Annotated in this window: 18 protein-coding genes and 2 tRNA genes; 10 read left to right on the top strand and 10 right to left on the bottom strand. The window is 54.6% G+C overall.

All coding sequences use genetic code 11. The features are described from left to right. Nucleotides 1-209: 209 nt before the first annotated feature. Nucleotides 210-285, top strand: a tRNA-Cys gene (locus NO876_RS13160). Between the two features lie 180 nt (nt 286-465). Here NO876_RS13160 and NO876_RS13155 read toward each other — a convergent pair. Both NO876_RS13155 and NO876_RS13150 read right to left on the bottom strand, forming a co-directional pair. Beyond that, entirely contained in the window at nt 466-684 is a 219-nt protein-coding gene (locus NO876_RS13155; RefSeq protein WP_256422120.1) for a hypothetical protein, read from the bottom strand. A gap of 62 nt (nt 685-746) precedes the next feature. Further along, nucleotides 747-1,292: a hypothetical protein gene (locus tag NO876_RS13150; protein ID WP_256422119.1), complete on the bottom strand. Its 546-nt coding sequence runs from the start codon at nt 1,290-1,292 to the stop codon at nt 747-749. Between the two features lie 840 nt (nt 1,293-2,132). Here NO876_RS13150 and NO876_RS18210 point away from each other — a divergent pair. Then, complete coding sequence (locus NO876_RS18210; RefSeq protein ID WP_465260935.1) at nt 2,133-2,285, top strand: DUF7837 family putative zinc-binding protein; 153 nt, start codon at nt 2,133-2,135, stop codon at nt 2,283-2,285. A gap of 286 nt (nt 2,286-2,571) precedes the next feature. On the opposite strand, the gene NO876_RS13145 is transcribed toward NO876_RS18210, so the two are convergent. Continuing rightward, nucleotides 2,572-3,198, bottom strand: coding sequence for a hypothetical protein (locus NO876_RS13145; RefSeq protein WP_256422121.1), 627 nt, complete (start codon nt 3,196-3,198; stop codon nt 2,572-2,574). Between the two features lie 139 nt (nt 3,199-3,337). On the opposite strand from NO876_RS13145, the gene NO876_RS13140 reads away from it, so the two are divergent. Next, nucleotides 3,338-3,413, top strand: a tRNA-Cys gene (locus tag NO876_RS13140). Between the two features lie 180 nt (nt 3,414-3,593). Here the strand turns inward: NO876_RS13140 and NO876_RS13135 are convergent. Further along, a complete protein-coding gene (locus tag NO876_RS13135) occupies nt 3,594-3,812 on the bottom strand; it encodes a hypothetical protein (RefSeq protein WP_256422120.1) in 219 nt (72 codons plus the stop codon). A gap of 62 nt (nt 3,813-3,874) precedes the next feature. Next, nucleotides 3,875-4,420 (bottom strand): hypothetical protein, encoded by a 546-nt coding sequence (locus NO876_RS13130; protein ID WP_256422119.1) that lies wholly within the window; start codon nt 4,418-4,420, stop codon nt 3,875-3,877. A gap of 840 nt (nt 4,421-5,260) precedes the next feature. Between NO876_RS13130 and NO876_RS18205 the strand changes: the two genes are divergently transcribed. Next, complete coding sequence (locus NO876_RS18205; protein WP_465260935.1) at nt 5,261-5,413, top strand: DUF7837 family putative zinc-binding protein; 153 nt, start codon at nt 5,261-5,263, stop codon at nt 5,411-5,413. 286 nt (nt 5,414-5,699) lie between these two features. On the opposite strand, the gene NO876_RS13125 is transcribed toward NO876_RS18205, so the two are convergent. The 5 genes from NO876_RS13125 to NO876_RS13105 all read right to left on the bottom strand — a co-directional run bounded on the left by NO876_RS13125 (nt 5,700) and on the right by NO876_RS13105 (nt 14,225). Further along, complete coding sequence (locus NO876_RS13125; RefSeq protein WP_256422118.1) at nt 5,700-6,377, bottom strand: DUF8169 family protein; 678 nt, start codon at nt 6,375-6,377, stop codon at nt 5,700-5,702. Further along, on the bottom strand, nt 6,374-7,396 hold the full coding sequence (locus tag NO876_RS13120) for a DUF8098 family protein (protein WP_256422117.1): 1,023 nt from the start codon (nt 7,394-7,396) through the stop codon (nt 6,374-6,376). The genes NO876_RS13125 and NO876_RS13120 overlap by 4 nt, the downstream gene beginning before the upstream one ends. A gap of 311 nt (nt 7,397-7,707) precedes the next feature. Further along, a complete protein-coding gene (locus NO876_RS13115; RefSeq protein WP_256422116.1) occupies nt 7,708-8,640 on the bottom strand; it encodes a S1 family peptidase in 933 nt (310 codons plus the stop codon). Nucleotides 8,641-8,758: 118 nt separating this feature from the next. Beyond that, a complete protein-coding gene (locus NO876_RS13110) occupies nt 8,759-11,644 on the bottom strand; it encodes a UvrD-helicase domain-containing protein (protein WP_256422115.1) in 2,886 nt (961 codons plus the stop codon). Next, nucleotides 11,637-14,225, bottom strand: a complete 2,589-nt coding sequence (locus NO876_RS13105) for a PD-(D/E)XK nuclease family protein (RefSeq protein WP_256422114.1) — start codon at nt 14,223-14,225, stop codon at nt 11,637-11,639. Before NO876_RS13105 ends, NO876_RS13110 begins: the two co-directional genes overlap by 8 nt. Before the next feature lie 102 nt (nt 14,226-14,327). Here NO876_RS13105 and NO876_RS13100 point away from each other — a divergent pair, with 102 nt between their 5' ends. From NO876_RS13100 to NO876_RS13075, 6 genes are all read left to right on the top strand, one after another. Then, nucleotides 14,328-15,164: a hypothetical protein gene (locus NO876_RS13100; protein WP_256422113.1), complete on the top strand. Its 837-nt coding sequence runs from the start codon at nt 14,328-14,330 to the stop codon at nt 15,162-15,164. After that, on the top strand, nt 15,164-18,910 hold the full coding sequence (locus NO876_RS13095; RefSeq protein WP_256422112.1) for a hypothetical protein: 3,747 nt from the start codon (nt 15,164-15,166) through the stop codon (nt 18,908-18,910). The genes NO876_RS13100 and NO876_RS13095 overlap by 1 nt, the downstream gene beginning before the upstream one ends. Continuing rightward, the gene (locus tag NO876_RS13090; RefSeq protein ID WP_256422111.1) at nt 18,907-19,527 is read left to right on the top strand and encodes a BREX protein BrxB domain-containing protein; all 621 of its coding nucleotides are present in this window, start codon (nt 18,907-18,909) and stop codon (nt 19,525-19,527) included. Before NO876_RS13095 ends, NO876_RS13090 begins: the two co-directional genes overlap by 4 nt. Next, nucleotides 19,524-23,357, top strand: a complete 3,834-nt coding sequence (locus NO876_RS13085; RefSeq protein ID WP_256422110.1) for a hypothetical protein — start codon at nt 19,524-19,526, stop codon at nt 23,355-23,357. The genes NO876_RS13090 and NO876_RS13085 overlap by 4 nt, the downstream gene beginning before the upstream one ends. Before the next feature lie 177 nt (nt 23,358-23,534). Next, nucleotides 23,535-24,485 carry a helix-turn-helix domain-containing protein gene (locus NO876_RS13080; RefSeq protein WP_256422109.1) on the top strand — a complete coding sequence of 317 codons (951 nt, stop codon included), beginning with the start codon at nt 23,535-23,537 and terminating at the stop codon, nt 24,483-24,485. After that, entirely contained in the window at nt 24,482-25,327 is an 846-nt protein-coding gene (locus tag NO876_RS13075) for a DUF6036 family nucleotidyltransferase (RefSeq protein ID WP_256422108.1), read from the top strand. The genes NO876_RS13080 and NO876_RS13075 overlap by 4 nt, the downstream gene beginning before the upstream one ends. Nucleotides 25,328-25,360 lie beyond the last annotated feature (33 nt).

The raw sequence follows: 25,360 nt of genomic DNA, 5'->3' as shown, positions 1-25,360 counted from the left end.
CTGCCAGCGTGTCAGCAAGTACTGGAGTGAGCGATCCTCTGGGAACACTGGCTCGCCGCCTCCCACTCATACACTCATTCAAAGAGCCCACGAGACGCGGTGTCTCGTGGGCTCTCTTCATTTCGAAGCGGAGCACCCCCCGAGCGCCCGCTTCGCCTTTCACGTCGTACCGCTAGGCTTAAACGCTGAAACGCAATAGTGTGAGGTGCGCCAAGGTGGCAGAGTTCGGCCTAACGCAGCGGCCTGCAGAGCCGCCCATCGCCGGTTCAAATCCGGCCCTTGGCTCTCACACGATACCCTAAAGCCGAAGACGACTATCTATCGGCGTCTACCTTCTCTCGCAGGATAGAATCAGATCTTCGATAGTTACCTCTCTTCACTGTGACGAGCATATCTGCTGCTGAGTTCACTAACGGTCTGAGCGATATTCAAGACCTATGGGACGTTCTTGAGGACGGATATCCGTCACCACTCTCGAATGAGTTCGACAACTCCTCGTTCCTTGATCGTATAGTTTGCTCCGCATTGGTAGCATTCGTATCCCATAGGTAGGTTGTCGAGATCCCACACCGGGACCTCACCGCCACAACCCGGACATTCCTCAACGTGGTCCGGATCGCCATCAGATAATCCGAAGACCCGTTTTGCCTCGTCCAATGATTCTCTAATATCCTCTTCACACATACTCGTGAGTTATCGTCTCCATTTCTCAAATAGTTCCTACTCTCTCGATAGAGTAGACTTTGCTATTGATCTCGGTCGATACCTTTCCAGAGCGTATCGTCAGCGAACCGATTGTACAGTTCCCCATCCTGTAGGACGACTTCGAGTAGCGTCCGAACTTCTCCCGGAGACTGAATGAGATTATAGCGGTCGACGAGCTGTTCAGCCATTTCAGGTCGAAGTGACTCTTCAGTCACGATCGCTTCTCGAAGTCCGATCCGAACGATTTGGAGGTCGTTCCGTGTCCGGAAACCCCACTCGTGCGCCCGCTCTTCGACCTGATTATCATAGCTATCGAAGCCGATGACGTCGTGGCACTCTCGACAGAGGGTAATCCCCTGGTCAGGGTTTGTCGACCAGTGATGATAGTCGAGGCTATCGTGGGCACCAGGAGCGTTTCGTTTGAGGTAGTTGATCCCCCGTCGACAGAGCGGACAGGTGAGTTCCCAGTCCCAACCGAACTCTGACGCCTTCGTGCTGAATCGCTCCGTGAACTCGTCATTACGGGGCTGGTCTTTGTAGTTGGTAATCCCAGACCAGAGCCACTCGTTCCAGTACGCTTGAGTCATCGCCGTTAGCGTTGGTGGCTCAACCAGTTCGCTGTATGCTGCGTCGACGGCAATTGCACACCAACGTCGAAGTTCGACTTGACAGGTCGTACAGCACAGATCAAATTGCGGAATAACCCTTGGAAGTCCCTGTTCGTACGCCGTAACGATGTCACCACAGTTCGGACAGAGAATCACCGTTGGTGTTGATTCGAAGATCTCCGTGTCGTCCGTTCCAGCAAGTACGTAGGCCCGGTCACCGTAGGGAGTTGTTTCGTCTGCTGGCTTAGATTGAGTCGGTCGTAGACACGATGCCTCTGTAGATGATTGCTTGGACTTACTCATCACTCGATGGAATGCTGTTCAGCGTGATCGGGATGGGGCTCAGTTCGACCTACCCGGAGCTGCTGGATGGGTTCACAGCCGATGATACGCCAGCTCCGATTCTCTTTGACTTCGTGGATTCGCCACATCCCAGTCTGTTCCTCGAGATGGAGGAACCGGAACCGATGGCGAGTTCCATCCACACGACTGGTAAATGCGATCGCTGCTTCGGGTTCTTGCTTCTTGGCGCTACGCCGACCTCGACTTGGAGTACCTACTCTACTCATATGTTCTGTCGTGGACGGACCTCTCAGGTATGTTTACTACATCCCACGAGTCCGCTCCACTTCTCTGGGTAGATATAAACAAACTCCAGCAGCAATTTCTACATTAGTTGACCCACTGGTTAGAGTACTCAATCCTGGGATTCTACTTTCAGTCCGGTTGGAGGAATTATTTATTTGCCCATACTGACATTCCACTCGAGGGTGCTTGACCCTCAGTGTCACACGTCCATTCCCCCGCTAGCAAAATTATATGTCTACGACAAACTCCTCAAGAATCGGCTGCTGCCCCTTCTGTAGTACTAGTGTTAGCACAGTCGATGTGCTGATTACATACGAAACAGATGGCCAAACAGCAGTCTTTGCTGAATGCCCACAGTGCCAAGACGTTGTAACTCCCGAATGAATACGATACAACGGCTGAAGAGAGTAATTTCACGAGAAACGTCCTCTGTACCTATCGTAGAATGTCGACACTGCGGGACAATACTCGATAAGAAGGATGATTCTTGCCCCGAATGCGGATCCCAGAAATCGCCTCCTACGAACTCTAAGTCCAACTGTGTGCAATCTGCCAGCCCTCACCTCTGTCCAGATAGAGTCATAGAACGATCTCTCCAGGATGTTAATTTCACGTGGAGATAGTCGAAAGAGGTGGGAGATAAACGTGCCTTTGTACTGTCTACAGACTTTCAATCGCTGCTAGCAGCGCTAACACCCGCAGGTTCCGAAATCCGTAGTAACCCTGAGACACCGAGTACATCCTCAATGATTTTATGCACGACCTCGATGTGCTCTCTTTTGGTAAGATGCGAATCCACAGCAACAAGTGTCGATATCGAATGCTGGCGAGAGATTTCGACAGCATCGATGAGAATCTCACAATCATGGCCGATATCGAGATCACGCCTGAACCGACGTAACAACTGATCGTTGCTCTGTTGCGGGAAACTGCAGTCAATCAATTCTTCTGGAAGCTGCACTTGATACAGTTCTATATCTTGGAGACAGCGACGCAGCGTCGACAACTGCTCTCGCTTATCCATATCGTACCAGCTCATCTGGATATCGTCCCGGAAATGACTCCGGTCGTTCGGACTGACGTGGATATCCCGGTCACGTGGCTCGTAGTCGAAAATCTCGTTGTCAGTATCGCGAAGGTAGGCAATCACGTCATCGTAGAGGTTGTACCGGCGTTCACAGAGCGCATCGAACTCGCCGTTGGCCTTCCCACCAATCACGGTATAGAACGACTCGGTGTCAGCAAGTACTGGAGTGAGCGATCCTCTGGGAACACTGGCTCGCCGCCTCCCACTCATACACTCATTCAAAGAGCCCACGAGACGCGGTGTCTCGTGGGCTCTCTTCATTTCGAAGCGGAGCACCCCCCGAGCGCCCGCTTCGCCTTTCACGTCGTACCGCTAGGCTTAAACGCTGAAACGCAATAGTGTGAGGTGCGCCAAGGTGGCAGAGTTCGGCCTAACGCAGCGGCCTGCAGAGCCGCCCATCGCCGGTTCAAATCCGGCCCTTGGCTCTCACACGATACCCTAAAGCCGAAGACGACTATCTATCGGCGTCTACCTTCTCTCGCAGGATAGAATCAGATCTTCGATAGTTACCTCTCTTCACTGTGACGAGCATATCTGCTGCTGAGTTCACTAACGGTCTGAGCGATATTCAAGACCTATGGGACGTTCTTGAGGACGGATATCCGTCACCACTCTCGAATGAGTTCGACAACTCCTCGTTCCTTGATCGTATAGTTTGCTCCGCATTGGTAGCATTCGTATCCCATAGGTAGGTTGTCGAGATCCCACACCGGGACCTCACCGCCACAACCCGGACATTCCTCAACGTGGTCCGGATCGCCATCAGATAATCCGAAGACCCGTTTTGCCTCGTCCAATGATTCTCTAATATCCTCTTCACACATACTCGTGAGTTATCGTCTCCATTTCTCAAATAGTTCCTACTCTCTCGATAGAGTAGACTTTGCTATTGATCTCGGTCGATACCTTTCCAGAGCGTATCGTCAGCGAACCGATTGTACAGTTCCCCATCCTGTAGGACGACTTCGAGTAGCGTCCGAACTTCTCCCGGAGACTGAATGAGATTATAGCGGTCGACGAGCTGTTCAGCCATTTCAGGTCGAAGTGACTCTTCAGTCACGATCGCTTCTCGAAGTCCGATCCGAACGATTTGGAGGTCGTTCCGTGTCCGGAAACCCCACTCGTGCGCCCGCTCTTCGACCTGATTATCATAGCTATCGAAGCCGATGACGTCGTGGCACTCTCGACAGAGGGTAATCCCCTGGTCAGGGTTTGTCGACCAGTGATGATAGTCGAGGCTATCGTGGGCACCAGGAGCGTTTCGTTTGAGGTAGTTGATCCCCCGTCGACAGAGCGGACAGGTGAGTTCCCAGTCCCAACCGAACTCTGACGCCTTCGTGCTGAATCGCTCCGTGAACTCGTCATTACGGGGCTGGTCTTTGTAGTTGGTAATCCCAGACCAGAGCCACTCGTTCCAGTACGCTTGAGTCATCGCCGTTAGCGTTGGTGGCTCAACCAGTTCGCTGTATGCTGCGTCGACGGCAATTGCACACCAACGTCGAAGTTCGACTTGACAGGTCGTACAGCACAGATCAAATTGCGGAATAACCCTTGGAAGTCCCTGTTCGTACGCCGTAACGATGTCACCACAGTTCGGACAGAGAATCACCGTTGGTGTTGATTCGAAGATCTCCGTGTCGTCCGTTCCAGCAAGTACGTAGGCCCGGTCACCGTAGGGAGTTGTTTCGTCTGCTGGCTTAGATTGAGTCGGTCGTAGACACGATGCCTCTGTAGATGATTGCTTGGACTTACTCATCACTCGATGGAATGCTGTTCAGCGTGATCGGGATGGGGCTCAGTTCGACCTACCCGGAGCTGCTGGATGGGTTCACAGCCGATGATACGCCAGCTCCGATTCTCTTTGACTTCGTGGATTCGCCACATCCCAGTCTGTTCCTCGAGATGGAGGAACCGGAACCGATGGCGAGTTCCATCCACACGACTGGTAAATGCGATCGCTGCTTCGGGTTCTTGCTTCTTGGCGCTACGCCGACCTCGACTTGGAGTACCTACTCTACTCATATGTTCTGTCGTGGACGGACCTCTCAGGTATGTTTACTACATCCCACGAGTCCGCTCCACTTCTCTGGGTAGATATAAACAAACTCCAGCAGCAATTTCTACATTAGTTGACCCACTGGTTAGAGTACTCAATCCTGGGATTCTACTTTCAGTCCGGTTGGAGGAATTATTTATTTGCCCATACTGACATTCCACTCGAGGGTGCTTGACCCTCAGTGTCACACGTCCATTCCCCCGCTAGCAAAATTATATGTCTACGACAAACTCCTCAAGAATCGGCTGCTGCCCCTTCTGTAGTACTAGTGTTAGCACAGTCGATGTGCTGATTACATACGAAACAGATGGCCAAACAGCAGTCTTTGCTGAATGCCCACAGTGCCAAGACGTTGTAACTCCCGAATGAATACGATACAACGGCTGAAGAGAGTAATTTCACGAGAAACGTCCTCTGTACCTATCGTAGAATGTCGACACTGCGGGACAATACTCGATAAGAAGGATGATTCTTGCCCCGAATGCGGATCCCAGAAATCGCCTCCTACGAACTCTAAGTCCAACTGTGTGCAATCTGCCAGCCCTCACCTCTGTCCAGATAGAGTCATAGAACGATCTCTCCAGGATGTTAATTTCACGTGGAGATAGTCGAAAGAGGTGGGAGATAAACGTGCCTTTGTACTGTCTACAGACTTTCAATCGCTGCTAGCAGCGCTAACACCCGCAGGTTCCGAAATCCGTAGTAACCCTGAGACACCGAGTACATCCTCAATGATTTTATGCACGACCTCGATGTGCTCTCTTTTGGTAAGATGCGAATCCACAGCAACAAGTGTCGATATCGAATGCTGGCGAGAGATTTCGACAGCATCGATGAGAATCTCACAATCATGGCCGATATCGAGATCACGCCTGAACCGACGTAACAACTGATCGTTGCTCTGTTGCGGGAAACTGCAGTCAATCAATTCTTCTGGAAGCTGCACTTGATACAGTTCTATATCTTGGAGACAGCGACGCAGCGTCGACAACTGCTCTCGCTTATCCATATCGTACCAGCTCATCTGGATATCGTCCCGGAAATGACTCCGGTCGTTCGGACTGACGTGGATATCCCGGTCACGTGGCTCGTAGTCGAAAATCTCGTTGTCAGTATCGCGAAGGTAGGCAATCACGTCATCGTAGAGGTTGTACCGGCGTTCACAGAGCGCATCGAACTCGCCGTTGGCCTTCCCACCAATCACGGTATAGAACGACTCGCCATCAATGAGTCGCTGACAGCCGCGATCCTCCTCGAGGTCGCCCGGAAGTTGTGAATAGACGTAATTCACTATTACCGATGTATCCAGATTGAGCCGGGCGGCTTCGCTCATTCAATACCCTCCAGAACCCCTCTTGCCATCTCGTGTAGATGCGCCATCTGCTCTTCGTCAACTCGCTGGGAGTGATGGCCAGCGCGCGGGTACAAATCCGCATCAGTACATCGCTCACTCAGTTGATTCCGTTGCGAGAGTAGGTCTTCGTGAAAGCTCGTAAACCGGCCTGCGTGCTCCTCGACCAAGTGGTGTCGATTCGGACCCTCTGCAGTTTGCGTAGAAATGTACAACGCCGGGTACCGCCAGACATCATAGTAGAAGTACGGCGCGAGATCCTGTAACACAGTTTCTTGCTCGCTCGATATTGACTCGAGGGTCGTGAGTTGCGCAAACACCTGCTCAATAACATCTGTTCCACGAGTGACTAAGTCCACTATCTCGGACAGCTCGTCGATTTCCGCAAGCTCGAGATGGAAGTCAGAGATGAGCAATCGGAACTCTTGTTCGTCCGATTCAGACAGCAATCCCTCTTGCGAGCCCCCGCCGAAATCCGACAGCGAATGGTTCGTTGTTTCCTGTTCAATCGTCTCATCAAGGGTTTCGAGGTGCTCCCGGATGTCCGTCGACGTGAGATATAGATCGGTGTACTCGTTGGGAGCGCATTCCTGGTAGAAGTCGCGGAGGAAGTCGAATTTCCCGGTATACCAAACTGCTCGCAGGTCGTAATCGTCGAAGAAAACCTCGGACCCGAAGTAGTCCCGATACTGTTGCACTTCCTCGGTTTCACCGTGATCGCGTCGAACCCCACCCGTGTTGGTGGTCATCCGTCCCGGGACGTTGTCGGGCTCGCCGGCAACCTTCGTGTATGCGCCAGCAAGGTACCAGCTGTAGGTGACCGGGAGGTCGAACTCTTTAATTGCGAAGTAGCACAGCTTCTCTTGCTCCGTACGCGTGATGTTTCGACCAGGGTCGTCGAACACGTCCTCTACCGCAAGTTCAATACCGCGTAGAAGCGCGTCTGCATAGGGTTCCTCCTCACTATATGGGTTGTTTGGCCCCGGTGTGGGAGGAGTCATAATTAGAGTGTTTCTGTTATGGTCCGGATAGGTTTTGTGATACTACTTCGGCAGTTCGATACCTGCTGGTGAGAGCTGTTCTTAGTATAGTATTCAACAGCGATAGTCAAAGATGATGGCCTCGGACTGAAAGTGAAGTTCGACAGGTATCTTCCATCTCTACCGATTGACCTAGACCCAATCACGATCTTCGTCGGTGATCGATTCGCGCATTATATCCATCACGGCGTGTTCTGACGGCGTTCAGAGCCTACAATTCATCACCTAGAACATTCAGAGCATATTTTGTATGGTTAATCCTCCCGAAATAATTAATGATTTCTAATTATTTCATCGATATATTTTGCATGCCAGACGCGATTAATACCTGTTTCACGCTCAATATTCTCTAAACGATCTTCTAATTCGCTCAAGAAATCTTTCAATCCTGGGTTGGAATCACGACTAAGGAGATCTGATTCAATATCTTCCATAGAGATTTCGTCATCAAATTCTAGACGTTCTCCTGAATGAACTCCAAGCAAACTTGTGTGTTTTCTTTCAGTAGTACCTTCTACTCTAAACGGTTCAACTGTATCCCAATCTGGATCAACTTCTTGCTCTTCAACTTCAATATCCACAATAGATGGCGCATAGACAACAGGGCTTCCACTCATCCCATCGTGAAGCCTTGCATCAATTACAAAATATGGGGAATCGTAGAATGATACCTGATATGAACTAGATATTAGTGCTTGTCGAAGAATTGGCAGTCTATGGAAATTACGCATTTCAGCAGGATACCCAACTACCTCCGCAAGATCACCTCCAGATACAGAAGAAGGCTCTGAAACTATGTTGGCTCTGTGAAACATTGCAGTTTCTCTGATCTCAAAGCTAAGCGGTATTAAGACAATATCGATATTCTCGTTTTCAGGATGGTCGCGCCACTTTGGCTCTCCATCTGATCTATAAAGATCAATATGGTGCCTGGTCGTTTCCTGAACCTTTCCAGGATTTCGAGTATATGCGATTACAGAGTCTGGCTGAGGATAATCTGAGGGCTGAACAACATGCTTGTTTGTTACAAGATATGGGCCCAAATCGGGTAAGTCTCCAGCCCTATCCTGCTCTGAAACACCCCACTGATGGCGATAATAAAACCCGGATGCAACGAAGGGCTCTGACTTACGATTGCTATATCCATACCCGATCGGAGTAGTTTTCCAGAAAATTGATGGGGTATCGTTTCTGGGATGACTCATTCAAATTTGTTATCTGCTCACCATCCACAAGATTGTTTTGCTGTGCTGAATGATTCACGCTTAAAATGTGGTAACCTTTCTGGGACACGCTCTCTCTGTCCAAACTGGTGAATTTAGGTCACTCTATTGCTACTCCTGTCGTCTGTACCAGCGAGCGTAGCTCCTCAAACGTGAGCGGAGTAACCTGTTCGCGTGTCCCATCCGTCGTATAGAACAGACTCGCTGTGACGTCTTTTTCGACAAACCACTCGGAAAGGACGTGGTAGTACACGCTAAGCTGCTTCCGGTACTCCGGCTGTGCGTGTCGCGTACTGTCCGTCTTGTAGTCGATGATCTCAACCTGATCAGCCGTCACGTGAACGAGATCGACGATTCCTGAGATGGTAACTCGATGACCATCGACCTCGATTGGGAGCGTGACTGGCTCTTCAACGTGCAGTTCACCAGAGAGATCATCGACAAAGTCGACGATCCGTCTCTCGTGGGGATTCGACGGCGTCACTTCCTCACCGAGAACGTACGCCTCGGCGAACTCGTGAACCCGTGAACCGAAGTCCATTCCTCGGGTTTCTGGCTCCGTTTCGAGCGTCGCTTCCATTCGTGCGCCAATCTCCTCGAAGACAGTCTCGTCCATCAGCGAATGTGGTGTCTGATTGATCGGCCCCTGCGGAGTCGTTACCGTGAACGGCAGCTCCGCGTCGGTGAACTCCTCGCGATTGAGTGATTCGACACTCGGATCGATTGCCTTGGCATCGGCTGGGAGTTCCTCGAAGAACGTATTTGGTTCCGATCCAGCTGCGAACACGACGTGATTCTTCGCGCGCGTGACGGCGACATAGAGCAATCTGCGCTCTTCATCGTACTCTTGTGGCAGGCAGCGCCGGAGCACGTCAGATCGCCAGTTATCGTAGATGTGGGGATAGGTACGTTCCTCTGAGTAGATCTTCCGCTGCCGGAGCCCGACTGGATCCTGATATTGAATCACGCTCGAACCGCTCGAACGTGGCGGGAAGCTCCCGTCGTTCATATTCGCGAGAATGACGATCGGATATTCGAGTCCCTTCGCGGTGTGAATCGTCTGGACGGTCACAGAGTCATCCCCCGCGCTCGCGCGAACGTCTACTGTTGTACCGTTCTCGATGCCGCGCTCGATGAACCGAATCAGTTCTCCCCGAGTAAGCGTCGTCGAATCATAGACCGATTGAATCGTGTGGAGAAGGACGTCCGCTGTATCGTCCGTGTATCCGTAGCGATCGAGAACCCGACGAGCGACCGCGCCGATCGACTCCAACCCACGAAGCTCATCGCGGAACGCGGCTGGGTCGGACGGATACGCGCTGGTCTCCAGAATATGCTCGATTTCGTCGTACGTGTACCCAATCTGTTCGAGGACGACCGCCCAGCCGCGGTCGGCGTCCGAATCGAGGATTCGGAGCCACGCGAGTAGCAGCTTCGCCGAATCGGTTCGGAAGAGTTCGATCCCGCCGTCATACGCCATCGGGAAGTCGTATTCGTCGGCGACCTCGAGTAGCTCTCGACCGTAGTCTCGCGTCCGCGTGAACACCGCGATGTCGCGGTACTCCGGCGGGCGTGGGTCGCCTCCGTCTCCTTCGACGGCGTAGTCGTCGTTCCCGACGATCTCTTGAATCGTCGAGAGCACTGCCTCGTGTTCGTCTTCGTGGGTGATCCCCTCGATGGCGGTGTTGTCGAAGGCAGCGTTCGAGGAGAGTTCGACGACGTCGTCGAGGGAAGTATCGACCTCCTCGCCGCCAGTGGCTGGCGTTATGATCGCCTGCTCGGAGAGGCCGATGACCGACTCCGTCGAGCGGTAGTTCTCCTGTAGTTCAATTCGGGTGAGATCACTCGTGCCGAAGGCAACTCGCTCGGCGTCGCTGTTGAGATCTGTGCTGAACTGCGCCAGCCGGTCCTCGAAGTCGAGGATGTTCCGAACGTCCGCGTACTGGAAGGAGTAGATACTCTGCTTCCAGTCTCCGACGGCACAGAAGTTGTCCGTCCCGGACAATAGCAGTGCGAGCTTGAACTGGATCTCGCTGGTGTCCTGGAACTCGTCGACCATCACGTACTCGAACTGCGCCAGCTGCCGGACGCGCTGGTCCTCACAGAGCAGGACGAACGCAAACAGCTGAAGGAAGCCGAAATTGAGATAGTTACGGCGCAACGCGAACCGGAGGTACTCGATGTAGACGTCGTGAACGAATGATTTGAGGTCCTCGCGGTCCTCGTGGAAGACGTCGGCGGCGACGTCGTCGCCTAACTGTTTTGTCCCGCGACCGCCGCGTAGCTCCGATTTCGACGGCGCGTCCGAGAGATAAGTCTTGTTGCGGCCGAAGCGACTCAGATCATCGCGCAACACCGACTGCTTTCGACCGTCGTTGCGCGGCTCGTTCACCGCATCGAACTGTTCTTTGAACGCCTCGAAGTCGCCGTCGAGGTGTGATTCGCCGTCTCGATACCAGCCTTTGGTGGTGGGAAAGACGCCTTTCGAGGCGAGCTCTTTGATCAGATCGAGTAGCTCACCTGGATTCGAGAGTACTCGATAGAAGTCGGCGTACTCGGGATGATCGTCACGGAACCCGCTGAAGAACTCGCGGAACAGTTCGGCTTCGATCAGTTCGTCGTCGATGAGCTGCGTCGAGTCGGTGATCTGCTCGTCGAGCCCGAGATGCGTCGGGGCGGCGTAGCCGTGCTCTCGGAGAATGTCGTGACAATGCGAATGGAACGTCTGGATCGGGGCATCGGCCAGCTCTCTGAGCCCGTAGGTGCTGTGCTCGACGATCCGTTCTTTCATCTCTGTCGCGGCGCTCCGCGTAAAGGTCACCAGCAAGATGTCTTCGGGTTCGACGTCGGGCTGATCGACGATCGTCCCGTAGCGACGGGTGATGGCGAACGTCTTTCCCGTCCCAGGTCCCGCATCGACGAGGTACAGTCCGTTCGTGTTCTCGATGAGTTCCTGCTGCCCGTCGTTTGGTGTCGGGTCAGTCATCGCTCCCCCCCGCTAATAGCAAATCACGGTTATCTACACGACGGTAGTTGGGCTCGCCAGCGAGGCCATCGACGGGGAAGCGCCCATCGCCCGCTCGCCTGTCGTTGAGCTCCTTGAGGCGCTCGTCGACGAACGATTCGAACGCGTCCAAGTCTTCGCGGAAGAACGTCCGCTTGCGAACACCGTTGAGTTCGCGGATTGCCTGATCTGCACCCTTCTCGGCGTCGACGTCATCGGACGTTCCGCTGTCGACAGCAACCGTGAACTCTTCGGCAAACTCGGAGGCGCGCAGCTCGGTTCGGTCCGTCGTCTCGGGGAACGTCTGTTCCCTCATAATGTCGCTATACGCCGAATACCCGAGTTCGCCGAACGTCTCTTGGCAGTCGTTGTACCCGTCGAGAAGCGTTTCGTATGCGTCTCGAGATCCGACGTACTCGTCGAACGTGAACGGATGGTACGTGACGGTCGTGAGCGCGTCGTCGAGGTCGGCCTCGCCCGCGATAACGTCGTCCATCGGTTCGAGGAAGTGAAAGAAGATGAACTCCAGTTGCTCGTTCGGTTGGACCGCTCGATAGTAGGTCAGATACAGCGCCGCCTGGAAGTTCGGTGTATCCGCCGGTGGATCGATCGCCGCGCGCTTGACGATCTGAGAGGTTCGCTTCTTCCCTCCGCTTTTGTAATCGAGGAGGCGATCCGGGGCGTTCACGAGGTCTATCTTCCCCTTGACGCCGAGCGCGTAGTCCTCGAACCACCGTTCGGTGAGCGGCGAGTCGACCGCTTCGTCGAAATACGCCGCGAAGAAGTTCTCACCCCATCCCGAAGTCTCCGTGAGAAAGGCGTCCGACTCCGGTCCGTGGTCGTCCAAGTACTCCGTGACCAGCTCTAGTCCGATTCGGTACTTTCGTCGACGAAGCGTTTCATCTGCACTCGAAAAGAAGGGCTTCGCCTCCTCGAGCATCGCATCGATCAGTTCGTCGACATTCGTGTTCGCGACAACGTCGGGATGGTTCACGTAGAACTCCGCGAAGTCGTGGAAGAGATTCCCTTCGACGAACCGTTCCTGATCGGGCGCATCGAGGAGTTTCCCGAAGAAGTAGTCCCGCGGGCTGTTGACGTAGTTGTTGAGGCTGGATTGGCTGATCGTCTCGACGGCCTCGGACTCGACGTCGAGCGATTCTCGATCGAAGCCGACCCCCGTCGATCTCGGTCGTCGTCGGTGGTGGACCGAGTCGAGGTCGCCGAACCGTTCGAACTCCTCGTCGATGAGGTCGCCGAAGTACAGACAGGGCGTGACCGGCTCGCCGCCGGCCGTATCTTGGACGAAGTAGTACTGCCGGTCGCCGCTCTGAAGCAACCGCTGGAAGTTGCCGATATAGCGCTCGAACTGCGCCTCAGTATCGACCCACGGCCGTTGTGGAGCCGAATGCGTCCACTCCCGTCCCATCCCAAGGTGGAAAACCACGGGGCGGTCAACGTGGGCGGAGGATTTCGCATCAGCGAGGAGAATGCCCTTGTTGTCCCTGTCGACGGGTACCTCGTACGTTTGTAGGTAATAGGAAAGGCGATCGACGCCGCCGCTGGTCACGGGCTCGTCAGCGATGCCGAGCGTTCGCAACTCTTCATCGAAGCGTGCGAGCTCGACGTCGGCTTTCCTCGCGTACATACCGAGCGCCTCCGAAAACGTCTGCTCTTCGACAGACCGACAGAACTCCTGTAACCATTCAACCTCTGGTATCTCTACTGTATCGAGTCGCTTTTGATGGTCGTCGATCGGGACGTCACTACCCATTTCCGTGAGTATCGGCTGGCAATCTCCGACTGTCGTTTCTGTGCCTCGGAACCCGATGCGAAGAAGACAGATGAACGCTCTATGATGTGGATCCTCGATGAACCCCGGCCCACCGTAAAAGGGAATATCAGCCGCTTCAAGTGCGGATTCGACGAGCGATGAATACTGGCCCCCGCCGTCGAGAACGACAGCAACACGCTCGGCGTTCTGGTCTGTGATCGTATCCAAGAGCGCGGAGACTATGTCGGTTGCCGAATCGAAGACGTGGAACTGTGGATGTTCGAATTCCTCGTCCGTGAATAACTCAACGCGGTCGAACGTCTCTGGGAGAATGCTCCGCTCCAACCTGGTCAACTGATCGTATCCGACAACGGCGATCGATTGCTCGTCGTCGATGACAGTCTCAGTGAGCCGTTTCGAGGTCGTCCGGAGTGTTCGCATCACATCGACGACTTCGTGGGTCGTCTCGTCACTATAGCCGTCGTACTCAAGGATTGTATCGAGACTTCCCTGGTGTTCCCAGCACTGGAGGACGTTCCCAATCGCATAGGCGACAGCCCGCCAATCGTGATCGGACTCGTCGATAACCTCGAGAAATGCGAGGCGGTCTTCGGCCTGTTCACGTCGGCCGGCGGCGAGACGCCGTGGCGTGATCGCGAAATTCCCGAAATGGGGTCGATCAAGGCGTCGATTGAGCGCACTCGCAAACGGAGCGTCGGGGACGATGACGAGGTCGTAGTCTGCTACCTCGTCGTAGAGGGAATCGAGATCCTTCGTTCGTCGAATAGGCACGACCTGACATGATCGGTCCGATGACAAAAAGGTATAGCGACCGATCTGGTTGTCAATATCCGATGACAAATAATAAAGTGAGTTGCTCAACTCCACTACCTTATGAACACGTTCCCGGACGGCAACGGGGGGCCGCCATCACTCTCCCGTGAATATTCCTCCGAGGCAGTTACGATGGATTTGACAATGTGCGGCCTGCTCGTCGAACGAGCTGAGGACCTCTCTCTGTTGTACCGTAAACACGGGAACTGGAATACGGTCAAGGAGATCTGGTTCGAGGAGCGCCGAGGGGAGCGAAGTACGAAGGGAAGTTCACAGAAGATCTATCGTGTCCTCTCCTCACGGCTGAAAAACGCCCCTTCCTCGCTCCCCAACCCGCGAGACCTTCCCGTAGTCTTAGATAATTCTACTACGCCAACCGACAAGGCACAGATTCTGTATCTCTATCTGGTTGCAGACGATCCGCTCGTTCGCTACGCGGTCCACGAATACGCCCGGCGGCAGGCATCAAGTCCCACGGCTGCACTCGACTTCTCGAATGAGACTCTCAAGGATCTCCTTTCGAACTTCGAGTATGCCGACGGAACACCGTTTGATTACGCCGAATCCACCACAGAACGGTGGTGTGAGGGGTTCCGATCTGTAATGCGTGAGATAGGCGTATTAGAGAGTCAGCAAACCACTACGGGTAATCCACCTTCTATCGGCGACGTCCCACTCCTCGTTGCGGTGGGTTACTCATACGAGCAGGGCGGAGACGATTGGCTCACGTCCCCCCTCGGCCTTCAGTATCTCTTCCAACCGGAGACTCGTTGGGAGGAACTATACGACCGAGTGGCAGAAACCGATTCCTGGACGTTTTCTGAGATGCACGGTGTCCTCCAACTTCGACCGGTCTCTGAGTCGTATAGCTGGATTGATCGAGAGGTGCGGAACTAATGGTGGAACGGAACTGGTTCGAAGGCCTTCCTGAGGATTTCGAGGAATCCGTTCGGATCGACAGGAAAGAACAGGGCGGTGACGAGCATTATCATCGCACACAGGCTATTGAGTCGTATCACGTAACGTCCGACTCCCAACGGTTTTTGGAGGACTTCATCGATCGCCTGCTCGACGATGCAGAGGATATGCGAACGGGATCTACCTACTGGCTCTACGGATACTATGGGAGCGGCAAGAGCCACCTGCTGACTGTCTTAGATGGGCTGATGGATACTGAATGGGTTCGTTCACAGGGCGATGAGATCTGGACAGACCTCGTTTCTCGTGCTTCCTCAGGAACGCGCTTCGATGATCTGCACGCGCAGTGGGAACGTGTTCATTCCGAGTATCACGTGATCCCGGTCTCGGTGAATCTCCTCAAGTACCAAGGGCAAAAACAACGCAGTTTCAGTGAAATCGTACTACGCCACGCCCACCAAGACCCGATACTCACCGGCGTTGACGACGATATCTCCATCGGATTATCCTCCCAGCTCGACGTCGCCTACTTCGAGGACTGGTATCGAACGACCGAGGAATGGACAAACCGGAGAGAACGGGCTGCCAGCGTAGTTGACAGCATAACGCCGTCAACACCGAAATACGACTGGGAACAAGACGACCTCTGGACTGATATCCAGCAGTATGGCGCACTATCGGACGTTGTACTCCCGGAGCTGTTCAAAGAGATCACTGGAACCCAAGACGGATACACTGACCTTCAACCGTCGGACATAGACCCCGAAGAAGTTGTACAGCGGTTGGAATCCCTCCGTCAGGAGCGGGAAGATGAGCTCGAGAAACCGGTGAAGCTCGTCCTCTTGCTTGACGAAGTGAGTCTCTTCATCGGTACCAATTTCGAACGGCTCACCGAGCTCCAGACGCTCGCTGAAAACGTTAACAGTATCGGCGATGGTGATATCCAGCTCGTCGCAACTGCACAGGCCAAGATCGAAGACGTTCAACCGAAGTTCGCTGCACACGGTGCTGATTTCAGCATCGTAAAAGACCGATTCCCGCACCGGTATCAACTGCCGAGCAAGCACGTCGGCGATATTGCCAAGCGCAGGCTGTTCCAGAAATCGCGTAGCGGAGAACAGCAGATTCGATCGGTGTTAGACGGTGCAGACGTGAAACCGTCCGAGTCACTCGTCTACAACGAACTCAAGCAGAACACGAAACCACCGTTAGATGCGATCGACCAAGAGGAACTCGTCGAGTTCTATCCATTCCTTCCGTATCACGCACCGCTATTCCTCGAAATTCTGTTCAACCTCCGCCGAGAGGCCAACGACCCTGCGAAATCGATTTTCTCTGGGACAGCACGCGCGATACTGGCGCTTATGCACGGGCTCCTCGAGGAATGGGTCGAAGATGGGGACGCCGATCGGATCGTCACGCTCGTCGACTTTTTCGATCTGATCGAGCCTGAACTCCGAGATACTCTCGCACAGGATATGCGAGTCGTCGAGGGAACTGAGGAAACGACGGGAATCGCAGACGAGGTCCAGAATCCTGATAGCGAGATCGAAGCGTTCGATCTTGCGGTCGCAAAAGCGATTCTCCTGCTTCAGCACGTCCACGACATCGTTCCGTTGAACGAGGGGAACATTGCAGTCGCCGTGATGTCCGATCTGAATGGACAGTCGTGGATCAGCACGACCAACCAGGTCGAGAGCTCCCTTGATCGCCTCCAGAAGTTCATTCGTCCGACGCAGACCGAGGGAGGACCGAGGTACCGATTTGCCACACAAGAAGAGCGCCTGATCTACGACGAAACGGAAGCGAACGAGGCGGATCCAGATTGGGATGCGGTCATCGACACGCTGGATACCCATCTCTGGAGAGAGATTACACGTGACCTATCGCTCCCTGAGTCCGTCCCGTATGGTGAATCCGGTGAGGAATATCCAGTTGCCTATCGGTTCGAACTCGATGGGAACGCTTTCGACACCACTGCCGACGCCGAAGATGGATTGGAAGTCGATATCGCTATTCGTGGCCTTCGTCCGGATGAATCCTCTGACCAAACTGACGAGAGAGCGCTTTACTGGGAGATCGATACTGACGGACTCGATGATCTCAGAAACCGACTGATCGAATGGTGGGCACTTCGCGATGCGATCTCGACTCGTGACGTTCCACCGGCCGTCGAAGGAGATCTCGACGAGCGTGCCAACACCATCAAAAGCAAGCTGACCGCAGCGCTACACAGCGGCTCCTACCGTGTCAAAGACAGAACGGAGCTCTCTAGCGTCTCGACGGCGGTCCAGACTGCTGTCGACGTCACGTATCCCGATGACTTCCATCCGATGCTGCTACAGGTGGACGAAGACCGGCTCCGCGAACTTCAAACGCTCGACGGAAACGAGCCGCTGCCAGCGTGGGCACAGACGATCCAAGTGCCGGCACCAAATGGTGAGCGGAGTAGCGGAAAACAGACGATTCAGCGGAACGTTCTGTCGTTGACTGGCCGCCAGCTCAAAGACCGTGACGACGGACTCACGATGCAGACTGTTCTCGAGGGCATTACCGATGAAAAGCCGTTTTACAGCGATGCTCGCCCTGCTCTCTGCACCATTCTCTGGGGATTCTGCCGCAATGGCCGTCTCGTCCCTCTCGATGAAGACGGAAACACGTTAGCGGATGAGGCTGTCCTCGACCTGAATCGATTGTCGACGACACGACTGAAGTTGTTACCCCGAGAGCCGATCGGGAAGATTTTGGAAGAAGGCGGCTTCAAGGAAACGACCGAAACCGTCGCTGATGGCCTCATCTCTCTTCGCGAAGCGAACCGAAGTATCCGTTCGACGATCACGGGACTTCGGGAAGACGTCTCTCTCGTCGTCGACGCCGACGTCCAGAGTTCGGAGGTTCGAACGCTTCTGAAAACGTTTGTCGATGAGTTGGATGACCGGATTGCAGAGACGGATCAGCGTCTCGAGACGATCAAATCACAGGACGACAGTATTGGGGACGTTATCGAAGAGACGAACAGGGCTCAAGATTGGATCGCAGAGGTTTCCGACGTTTGGAACCGCCGCCTCAGCGCATTACAGCGTCTTGATGCGATTCTCACGATCCGCACAGTCGAGTTCGAGTGGATCGACGCGGATACACGCAACACGATAGAATCTCGGGCTACAGACGTCACGTCTTTCGACGGCGACTGGTGGACACCAGACGGTTGGAGTACGTTCTCCAGTAAACTGGTTCCTGATCCACTCCCGAAAATCGAACGCTGCTGGGAGACGTTTGTCGATCAGTACGAATTACAGGAATTGGTTACTCAAATTGATGATCACCCCTGGGTACTCCCGCCGACGGAGCTCCCGACTAGTGTTCACGTCGCCTTCGAACGGAAGTACATCACCCCAATGCGCCGACTGCAACAGTGGTACGAAACGATCAGTAACGCGCTCGAAACCCTTGCTTCTGACCCATCTGTCGACGACGTTGTCGAGGCTACTGACGAACTTGCGGCTGTCAACTCGTTCAATACTGCGTTCGACCACAGCCCCAGTGAGTTGGAGACACGGCTCAGTACTCTCTCGACAGTCGTTGGGGATCGAACACCCGAGGATATCGATGGAATCGGAATTATCCCAGACGACCGCGGAGAGTTGGATCGCCGTATCACACGGCTCATCGAGGAGGGTGACGTGAGTACTGAGACTCTTGACTCGGGGGTGATCATCCGATGAGTCGCGGTAGCTCCTCACCGTATCGCGAGTTCAAAACGAAACTACGGACCTTTGCCCAGGGTCAACACGGGATCAGAAACCCGTTCGTTATCACCGCTGTCGACCCTGCGCTCGAACACCGAACGGCGGATCGGCTCAACGCGTGGGCCAGTGATTCAGCCGAACCACCGGAACTTCCCGAAGACGTTACCGTGCAGTCGGTTTGGCTCGATGAATTACTCCCAAAAACGGACGTGTATCGGCTTCTCGTTGATCTCGGCAAACCGTTGAATGGACTCACAGATGGCGTTTCATCGGCAGAGCGGATTGAAGAGACGATGCAGGACCGGTTGGCAGCGGAACTCGTCCAACAGATGATCTCGTCTGAGATCGATGCGGAACGACTGGAACAGCAGAGTCATATCGTTCTGCTGCTCAACCTCGGCAGTCTGTATCCGTTCACCCGTGCATCTGAGCTACTTGATGAACTCGACCGCCGGAACGTGAAGTGTACAATCGGCGTTCCCTTCCCCGGCGATGTTGTCGGCGGGAATTTGAGTTTCTTTGGTGGCGACTCACGACATTACTATCCTGCCCATCAGATCGATGACCCCATACAGGAGGTGCATCTCCAATGACGATCAGAGACCTCTTCCACAGCGACCCTACCCGGCAACTCGAAGAAGTACAGAAAGTCAACGCCCGTGAGCGAGCGAAGACTGACGTTCGTGAGTTCCACGAAACGGAAAGCTCCGAGCGGGTACTCACGGAACTCGCCGACACCATTACGACGCACCCGAGTGAGGCAGCTCGGTTCCTCTATATCCACGCCACGTTCGGGTCGGGGAAGACACATCTCTTGAAGCTCGTCGGGCTCGTCGTTGACAACGACTCCGAGTTCGCCGAATTGGGCGACAGACTCGCGACCAAATGGGCTGGATTCGATGAACTACAGCGTTCAATCGCTGAGTCACATATTGACCGACTCAAACCGGTCTTCCTCAATCTTCTCGACCGGGACGCTTCGAAAGAGCCGCCGTTGCCGTTTCTCATCTACGAAGCGATCGGTCGTGAACTCGGCTACCCGACGGATCCAAACTGGCTGCTCGAATGGGCCTGGCGACTTGATATGGAGTACGATGGAGTCTGGGACGCAATTCAAGAAGCCGAATACGACGGGAAAACGTTCGACGACGTACTCTCCGAACGTGCGTCACTCCGTAGCTGGCTCTATGCGGTCGTCCCTACTTTGGACGAGACCGCAGGAACCGATCTTGATGACGAATCGAGTGTGAAAGCCTCCATTGAGCAGGCGGAGACGGATATCGATCCTGAGGCATTCGACCCGGCAGACCTCGTTCAGCGCGTTGAGACGGCGACGCAGTCGTTGAATACGGGTGGAAAACAGACCGAGCTGTTACTTGGACTCGACGAGGTCGCGTTGTTCGTTGGCGACAGTCGGCATCGATACCGTGAGTTCGAGGAAACGATGGAGGCGCTCCAGCGGGGTCCAAACCCCGTCGTCGTCACAACGGGGCAGTACTCGCTACCGGCTACACGAGAGAACCTCATCGGTGAAGCGTCAGCTGACCACTGGACGGGCCAGCAGGTACCACTCGAAGGGGCAGATACGGAGATCATCGTCAGAAAGCGCTGGCTTCAGAAGGCGACTCCCGACGGCGAAGAGCGCGTTGAGTCACTGCTCTCATCGATGTCTGATCTCTCACTCGCGACGTATGCCCCCATCACGAGTTCGGATCCAAATCCCATCGAGTCCTACCCGTTCCGTGAGTACGACCTCTCACTCCTCAGAGCCGTAATGCAGGAGCTCATCACACAGGGCCGGTCAACCGATCGAGAGTACATTCAGGGACGTGCGTTGCTCGTCCTCGTCAGGTCGCTGTTCACAAAGTTCGACTGGGCCGAGAAAGAGGAGGGAGCACTCGTCACGTGGGACGTCCTGTTCGACCTGTTGGTTGAGGAGACGACGTACCTCCCATTGTGGGTTCAGGAGATGATCGACAACACGTTGATCCCAACCTTCGATGGCGATGAGGACGCTTGGGAGGTCCGCCTCGCTAAAGCTCTGTATCTCCTGAATCAGACCCCTGCTGTACCGTCGACACCGGAGAACCTCGGGCGGTTGATGGTCAAAGACGTCACGTTCTCGGTTACGGACGTCGTCGACCGAACCGAATCCGGTCTGGAAACGCTGGTCAACAAGCAGAAGGTACTGACCGAAACGAACGACGAGGGCGACGAAGTGTACACACTCGTCTCCGAAGAACAGGAGAGTATTCTCGGCCGCGCACAGGATAAGGCGGCGCAGATCTCGCCACACCAGCTTTCCGCGTGGATCGAATCCCGTCTCCGCGAGAACGACGAGTTCTTCAAGAGCGATGGGAGCCGCCACGAGGTTGATCTCGGCGACGAACGGCTTGTCCCACTCCGATACGAGTACTCAGTACTTGATCCGGTCGATCGGGCACCGACACCGTCGTACGACGCACTTGGGGTTCGAATTCTTGCGGACAGCGAAGACAGCATCTCCGAACAGGTCGAAACCTGGCAGAGCGTTAACGACGGTCGTGAGGGCGGAGAGCACCTCCTGATCACGGTCGAGATACCCGAGACAATGCTCGAACGGATCCAGAATGTCATCGGGATGGGGCAGGTGTTAGACGAGGAGACCGAGTCACACGAAGAACTCGAACGCGAGCATCGCACGGACAAGCGTCGACTCGAGGCGTCTGTGTCTGAGATTCTCGAAGACGCATCTGTCTACACAGTCCACGAGCATCGTGGGGAACGCACTACTGTCCTTGAGGACGTTATTGCAGACCAACTCGCGGCCGTGTTTGGTTCCTCACGGCGTGTGCTGTCACAGCCGCTCGTCGAAGTCGATGACGCGACGTCGATGGCCTCCTTCTTTCGTGGCAGCGGAGACTGGCCACTCTCAGAAACTGATGCCGCAATACTCGGTATCGACACAGCAACTGCGACGATCGCTGACTCGGGATGGGTTCCCGAATTCATCGAGCAGTATGAGAGACAGAAATCTGTCGACGTTGAAGCGCTCCTTCAGCAGACTAGAACTGCTAATGGTGACTATCGCGGGACGCCACAGGAATCGATTGCTGCGCTGTGTATCACACTCGCGACCTCGAACGAGTCGGTTGTGCTCAAGCAAGATACCGAATATCTCACGGAACCTGCAGCGATCGGGCGGCAGGTCAGAACCAAGGGTGGGCTGACGTCGATTCAGATTCGATTCGGCGTCAAGGTCATCGATCCGAAAGCGGTGAAGAAGCTGGCCCGAGTTGTCCTTGACCGTGAGCCAGACGGAGATGGCCCCGATGAGTGGGTAGCCGAACTCGGAACGTGGGTGGACGAACACAGCACGTTGGTCAAGCGAACGCTGAAACACGCTTCCCGAGAGTTCGACGTCTCCTTGCCGGCGTTCGAAGCCGCGATCGAACCTGCTCTTGCCGGCAAGGAGCTTTCGACGGCCGACGTTGGCGGTGACTTCGATCTCGAGACGATACTCGCGGAGGCTGAGACATTCGCAGACGCGCGCGAACTCTTCGACACCGACGAGGATGGCAACACGCTCTGGAGGCGCTTCAGTGAGCAGTTGAACGTGATGTCCTCGCTGTACCCGAACGCCTCGATCACCGCCAGTATGCGCGCGACTAAAACAAGCGATGTCGTGCCCAGCACTCCGACTGTCGAATCACGTCTCGAGGATGCGAAGGCTCACCGTCTCCAAACGGTCGAAGCGCAGTACCAGCGCATAACCGGGGAACCGGCCGAGGGATCGGATCCGAATACTATCTGTGAGGACCTCACCGACTGGCTTCGAACGAACGAGGATAGTGTCCGACAGCGAGTCGATATTGTAACCACTACGTTCGGTGACGCCACGTTCGATGCGCTTGAAGCCGTCTTCCAGTCCGCCTGGGACGGTGAGGACGTCTCGGAAGCAGATCTCGTTGACTCGGTTGTAGTTCAGGACGCCAAAACGTTCGAGACAGTCCGTCCGCTCTTCGAGGAAGACGATGGAGACAGTCTCTGGGTCCAGCTACAACGTGCTGGAGAGCGGCTACGGAGGAAACACCCAGATTCGCCGACCACCGAGACGGTCGAAACAATGATCGCATCTGCACGGCCACCGACGGAACAACGTGCTCGACGACTCCTCGAACAGGCTGCGGATCCGAAACCCAAAGGAACTGGTGACGAAACGTGGGATGAACTGCAGCGGGTCGCCGACCGCCTCCGTGGGGAGCTCCCGAACGCAACGATTACTGACGAGGTGACCGCAGCTGTCGATACTACCGACCGGCCACCTGAAGAACGGGCTGAGGAATTGCTTGACGAAGCAAGGACGATGCTGAGTCGAAAAGCAGCAGTAGCCGAGGCACTTGATGAGTTGGACGAGGGAGATATCGTACTGATCGAAGACTAGGACGGTTTGCGGGAGTACTATTCTTGGAGTCACATAACACGGGTCCCGAAAGACAATTCACGGACTCTGAGATAGATATCTCATCAGTAATTTCTGAGCCTCTATCTATTGGAAGGCAGACCAATCGTCTCAAATTACGAAAGGGATTTATATATCGTTTGCCTCATTTGAGACGATATGGTCGAAAAGAGTCACTTCCGGGTTGTATCACACCTCATAGAAGAGGGTGAGTCGGAAGTGAGTATCAGCACGCTCGCTGATCAACTCGAATGGAGCCCTGGCCACGCTTCACGCATCGTCTCCGAACTAGAAGCGTACGGATACGTCCAAACCAAACAGAGCGGTCGGCAAAAGCTGGTCTCGCTTACGGACATTGAACCGATCGAGCAACTCGAGGGGCTCCTCACCGAATACAGCCATATGGATCTCTCCGGCCTCATCGCCGGTTCTGGGTTACAGATTCTCTATTACCTCGATCAAGGACGGACTGCGACCGAGTTGGCCGAACAAAGTGGTGTTAGCCAAGCAACGGTGTACCGTCGCTTAGATGATCTCCAGCGCGTTGGTGTCGTCGGGAAATCGAAGTCTCGGTATCGTCTCAACGATCCGTTTACAGTATTGGTCTCGATCGCCAGAGGGCTGTTCCACCAGAAACACCGGCGCGAAGCAGAGAAATATGCGACTGGTCTCAACTTCATCTGGGAAACACACGACGAGTATCTCTTCGCGTGCGACTCCGACGTTAGCGCTGATAGGTTTCATCTGACCGGGCCAGCACTGTTCGGTGAATTCGGCGTCCCGCTTCTCACCCGTGATCGTCGGCATTACTTCCAGACGGATCGACTCTCGGAAATCACTCCCGCAGAGTTAGTCTGCCACACGCTGCTCATCGATGATGACTCGCGATACCGAACCTACTGTCTGTTACTGATACAGAAACAGGGAATCGATCGAACTGTGCTCCGCGAGCGCGCTGAATACTACGTATCCGAGGCAACGCTCGATCTACGCGCTATCATTGACGAACTCATCGAATTCCTGGAGTCGGAAGGCACCGTCACGGCTGAGAAACTACCCGAATGGGAAGACTTCAAACAAACAGCCAGAGAGTATGAGGTCACTCTATGAGTTCTCGTGAACGATTCGGCCGTGACTATATCGAGGCCGAACTCCAGCGGATCGCAGATCACCTCCAGACTGACGTCGAGGCGTACCTCATCGGCGGTGGCGCAATGTCACTCCACGAACCGTCTCTCAAGGACACGACCAAAGATATCGATCTCGTTGTCGTGGACGAAGCGGCTCTCAGCCGCCTGATGGGGGTACTCAACGACCTCGGGTACGAGGAAGTCACGGATCTCGGTGACGAGTACGATCGGTTGGGCGCACGCCACTGCGTACGAAACGACGCCGGCTGCCAGTTCGACGTCTTCTATCGCCAAATCGCCGATAAGCTGTTCTTCAGCGATGGAATGCAAGCGCGAAGCGAACCGTTTCTCTCGGAGGAGTATTTCTCGGTCGGCCTCGTCTCGTTCGAGGACATCTTTCTCTTCAAAGCCGTCGCAGAACGCACGGACGACATCGGCGATATGGCCACGCTCGTCCAGACGAATCTCGACTTCGACGTCATCGAATCCGAACTCGAACGCCAGGTGGAACTCCTGGGCGGGGAATTCTTCGTCACGGTGGTCTCCGAATCCCTGGAGCGACTCGACGAAAATGAAGGAATTCAAACGCCACTCGATGACGCCGTTCAAGAGTACTATCTGCGGTATATGGAAGGATACGAACTTCGTATGCAGTTAGAGGAGGACACTCCGAAGTCCGTGAGCGCACTGGCCACGGAGTTGAGCGTTTCTGACGAGGAGATCGAACGTCGTTTCGAGTACCTCGAACAGTACGGGTTTGCTGAACGAACTTCTGAGGGAATTCGGGATACAGGCAGGAACGACGCATTCACGCGGTCGTGATGCCTTCGGAAGATGTTTGCCCTACTAGTGTTA

It is taken from the genome of Halobellus rarus (genome assembly GCF_024494595.1).
Lineage (GTDB): Archaea > Halobacteriota > Halobacteria > Halobacteriales > Haloferacaceae > Haloquadratum > Haloquadratum rarum.
This window is presented reverse-complemented; position numbering and strand designations above follow the sequence as displayed.

Bases quoted from the DNA above. Each gene is read 5' to 3' on its own strand.
- NO876_RS13085 (WP_256422110.1), top strand. From the start codon at position 19,524: ATGACGATCAGAGACCTCTTCCACAGCGACCCTACCCGGCAACTCGAA.
- NO876_RS13150 (WP_256422119.1), bottom strand. From the start codon at position 1,292: ATGACTCAAGCGTACTGGAACGAGTGGCTCTGGTCTGGGATTACCAAC.
- NO876_RS13135 (WP_256422120.1), bottom strand. From the start codon at position 3,812: ATGTGTGAAGAGGATATTAGAGAATCATTGGACGAGGCAAAACGGGTC.
- NO876_RS13125 (WP_256422118.1), bottom strand. From the start codon at position 6,377: ATGAGCGAAGCCGCCCGGCTCAATCTGGATACATCGGTAATAGTGAAT.
- NO876_RS13100 (WP_256422113.1), top strand. From the start codon at position 14,328: ATGAACACGTTCCCGGACGGCAACGGGGGGCCGCCATCACTCTCCCGT.
- NO876_RS13145 (WP_256422121.1), bottom strand. From the start codon at position 3,198: ATGAGTGGGAGGCGGCGAGCCAGTGTTCCCAGAGGATCGCTCACTCCA.
- NO876_RS13075 (WP_256422108.1), top strand. From the start codon at position 24,482: ATGAGTTCTCGTGAACGATTCGGCCGTGACTATATCGAGGCCGAACTC.
- NO876_RS18205 (WP_465260935.1), top strand. From the start codon at position 5,261: ATGTCTACGACAAACTCCTCAAGAATCGGCTGCTGCCCCTTCTGTAGT.
- NO876_RS13115 (WP_256422116.1), bottom strand. From the start codon at position 8,640: ATGAGTCATCCCAGAAACGATACCCCATCAATTTTCTGGAAAACTACT.
- NO876_RS13110 (WP_256422115.1), bottom strand. From the start codon at position 11,644: ATGACTGACCCGACACCAAACGACGGGCAGCAGGAACTCATCGAGAAC.
- NO876_RS13120 (WP_256422117.1), bottom strand. From the start codon at position 7,396: ATGACTCCTCCCACACCGGGGCCAAACAACCCATATAGTGAGGAGGAA.
- NO876_RS13080 (WP_256422109.1), top strand. From the start codon at position 23,535: ATGGTCGAAAAGAGTCACTTCCGGGTTGTATCACACCTCATAGAAGAG.
- NO876_RS13095 (WP_256422112.1), top strand. From the start codon at position 15,164: ATGGTGGAACGGAACTGGTTCGAAGGCCTTCCTGAGGATTTCGAGGAA.
- NO876_RS13130 (WP_256422119.1), bottom strand. From the start codon at position 4,420: ATGACTCAAGCGTACTGGAACGAGTGGCTCTGGTCTGGGATTACCAAC.
- NO876_RS13090 (WP_256422111.1), top strand. From the start codon at position 18,907: ATGAGTCGCGGTAGCTCCTCACCGTATCGCGAGTTCAAAACGAAACTA.
- NO876_RS18210 (WP_465260935.1), top strand. From the start codon at position 2,133: ATGTCTACGACAAACTCCTCAAGAATCGGCTGCTGCCCCTTCTGTAGT.
- NO876_RS13155 (WP_256422120.1), bottom strand. From the start codon at position 684: ATGTGTGAAGAGGATATTAGAGAATCATTGGACGAGGCAAAACGGGTC.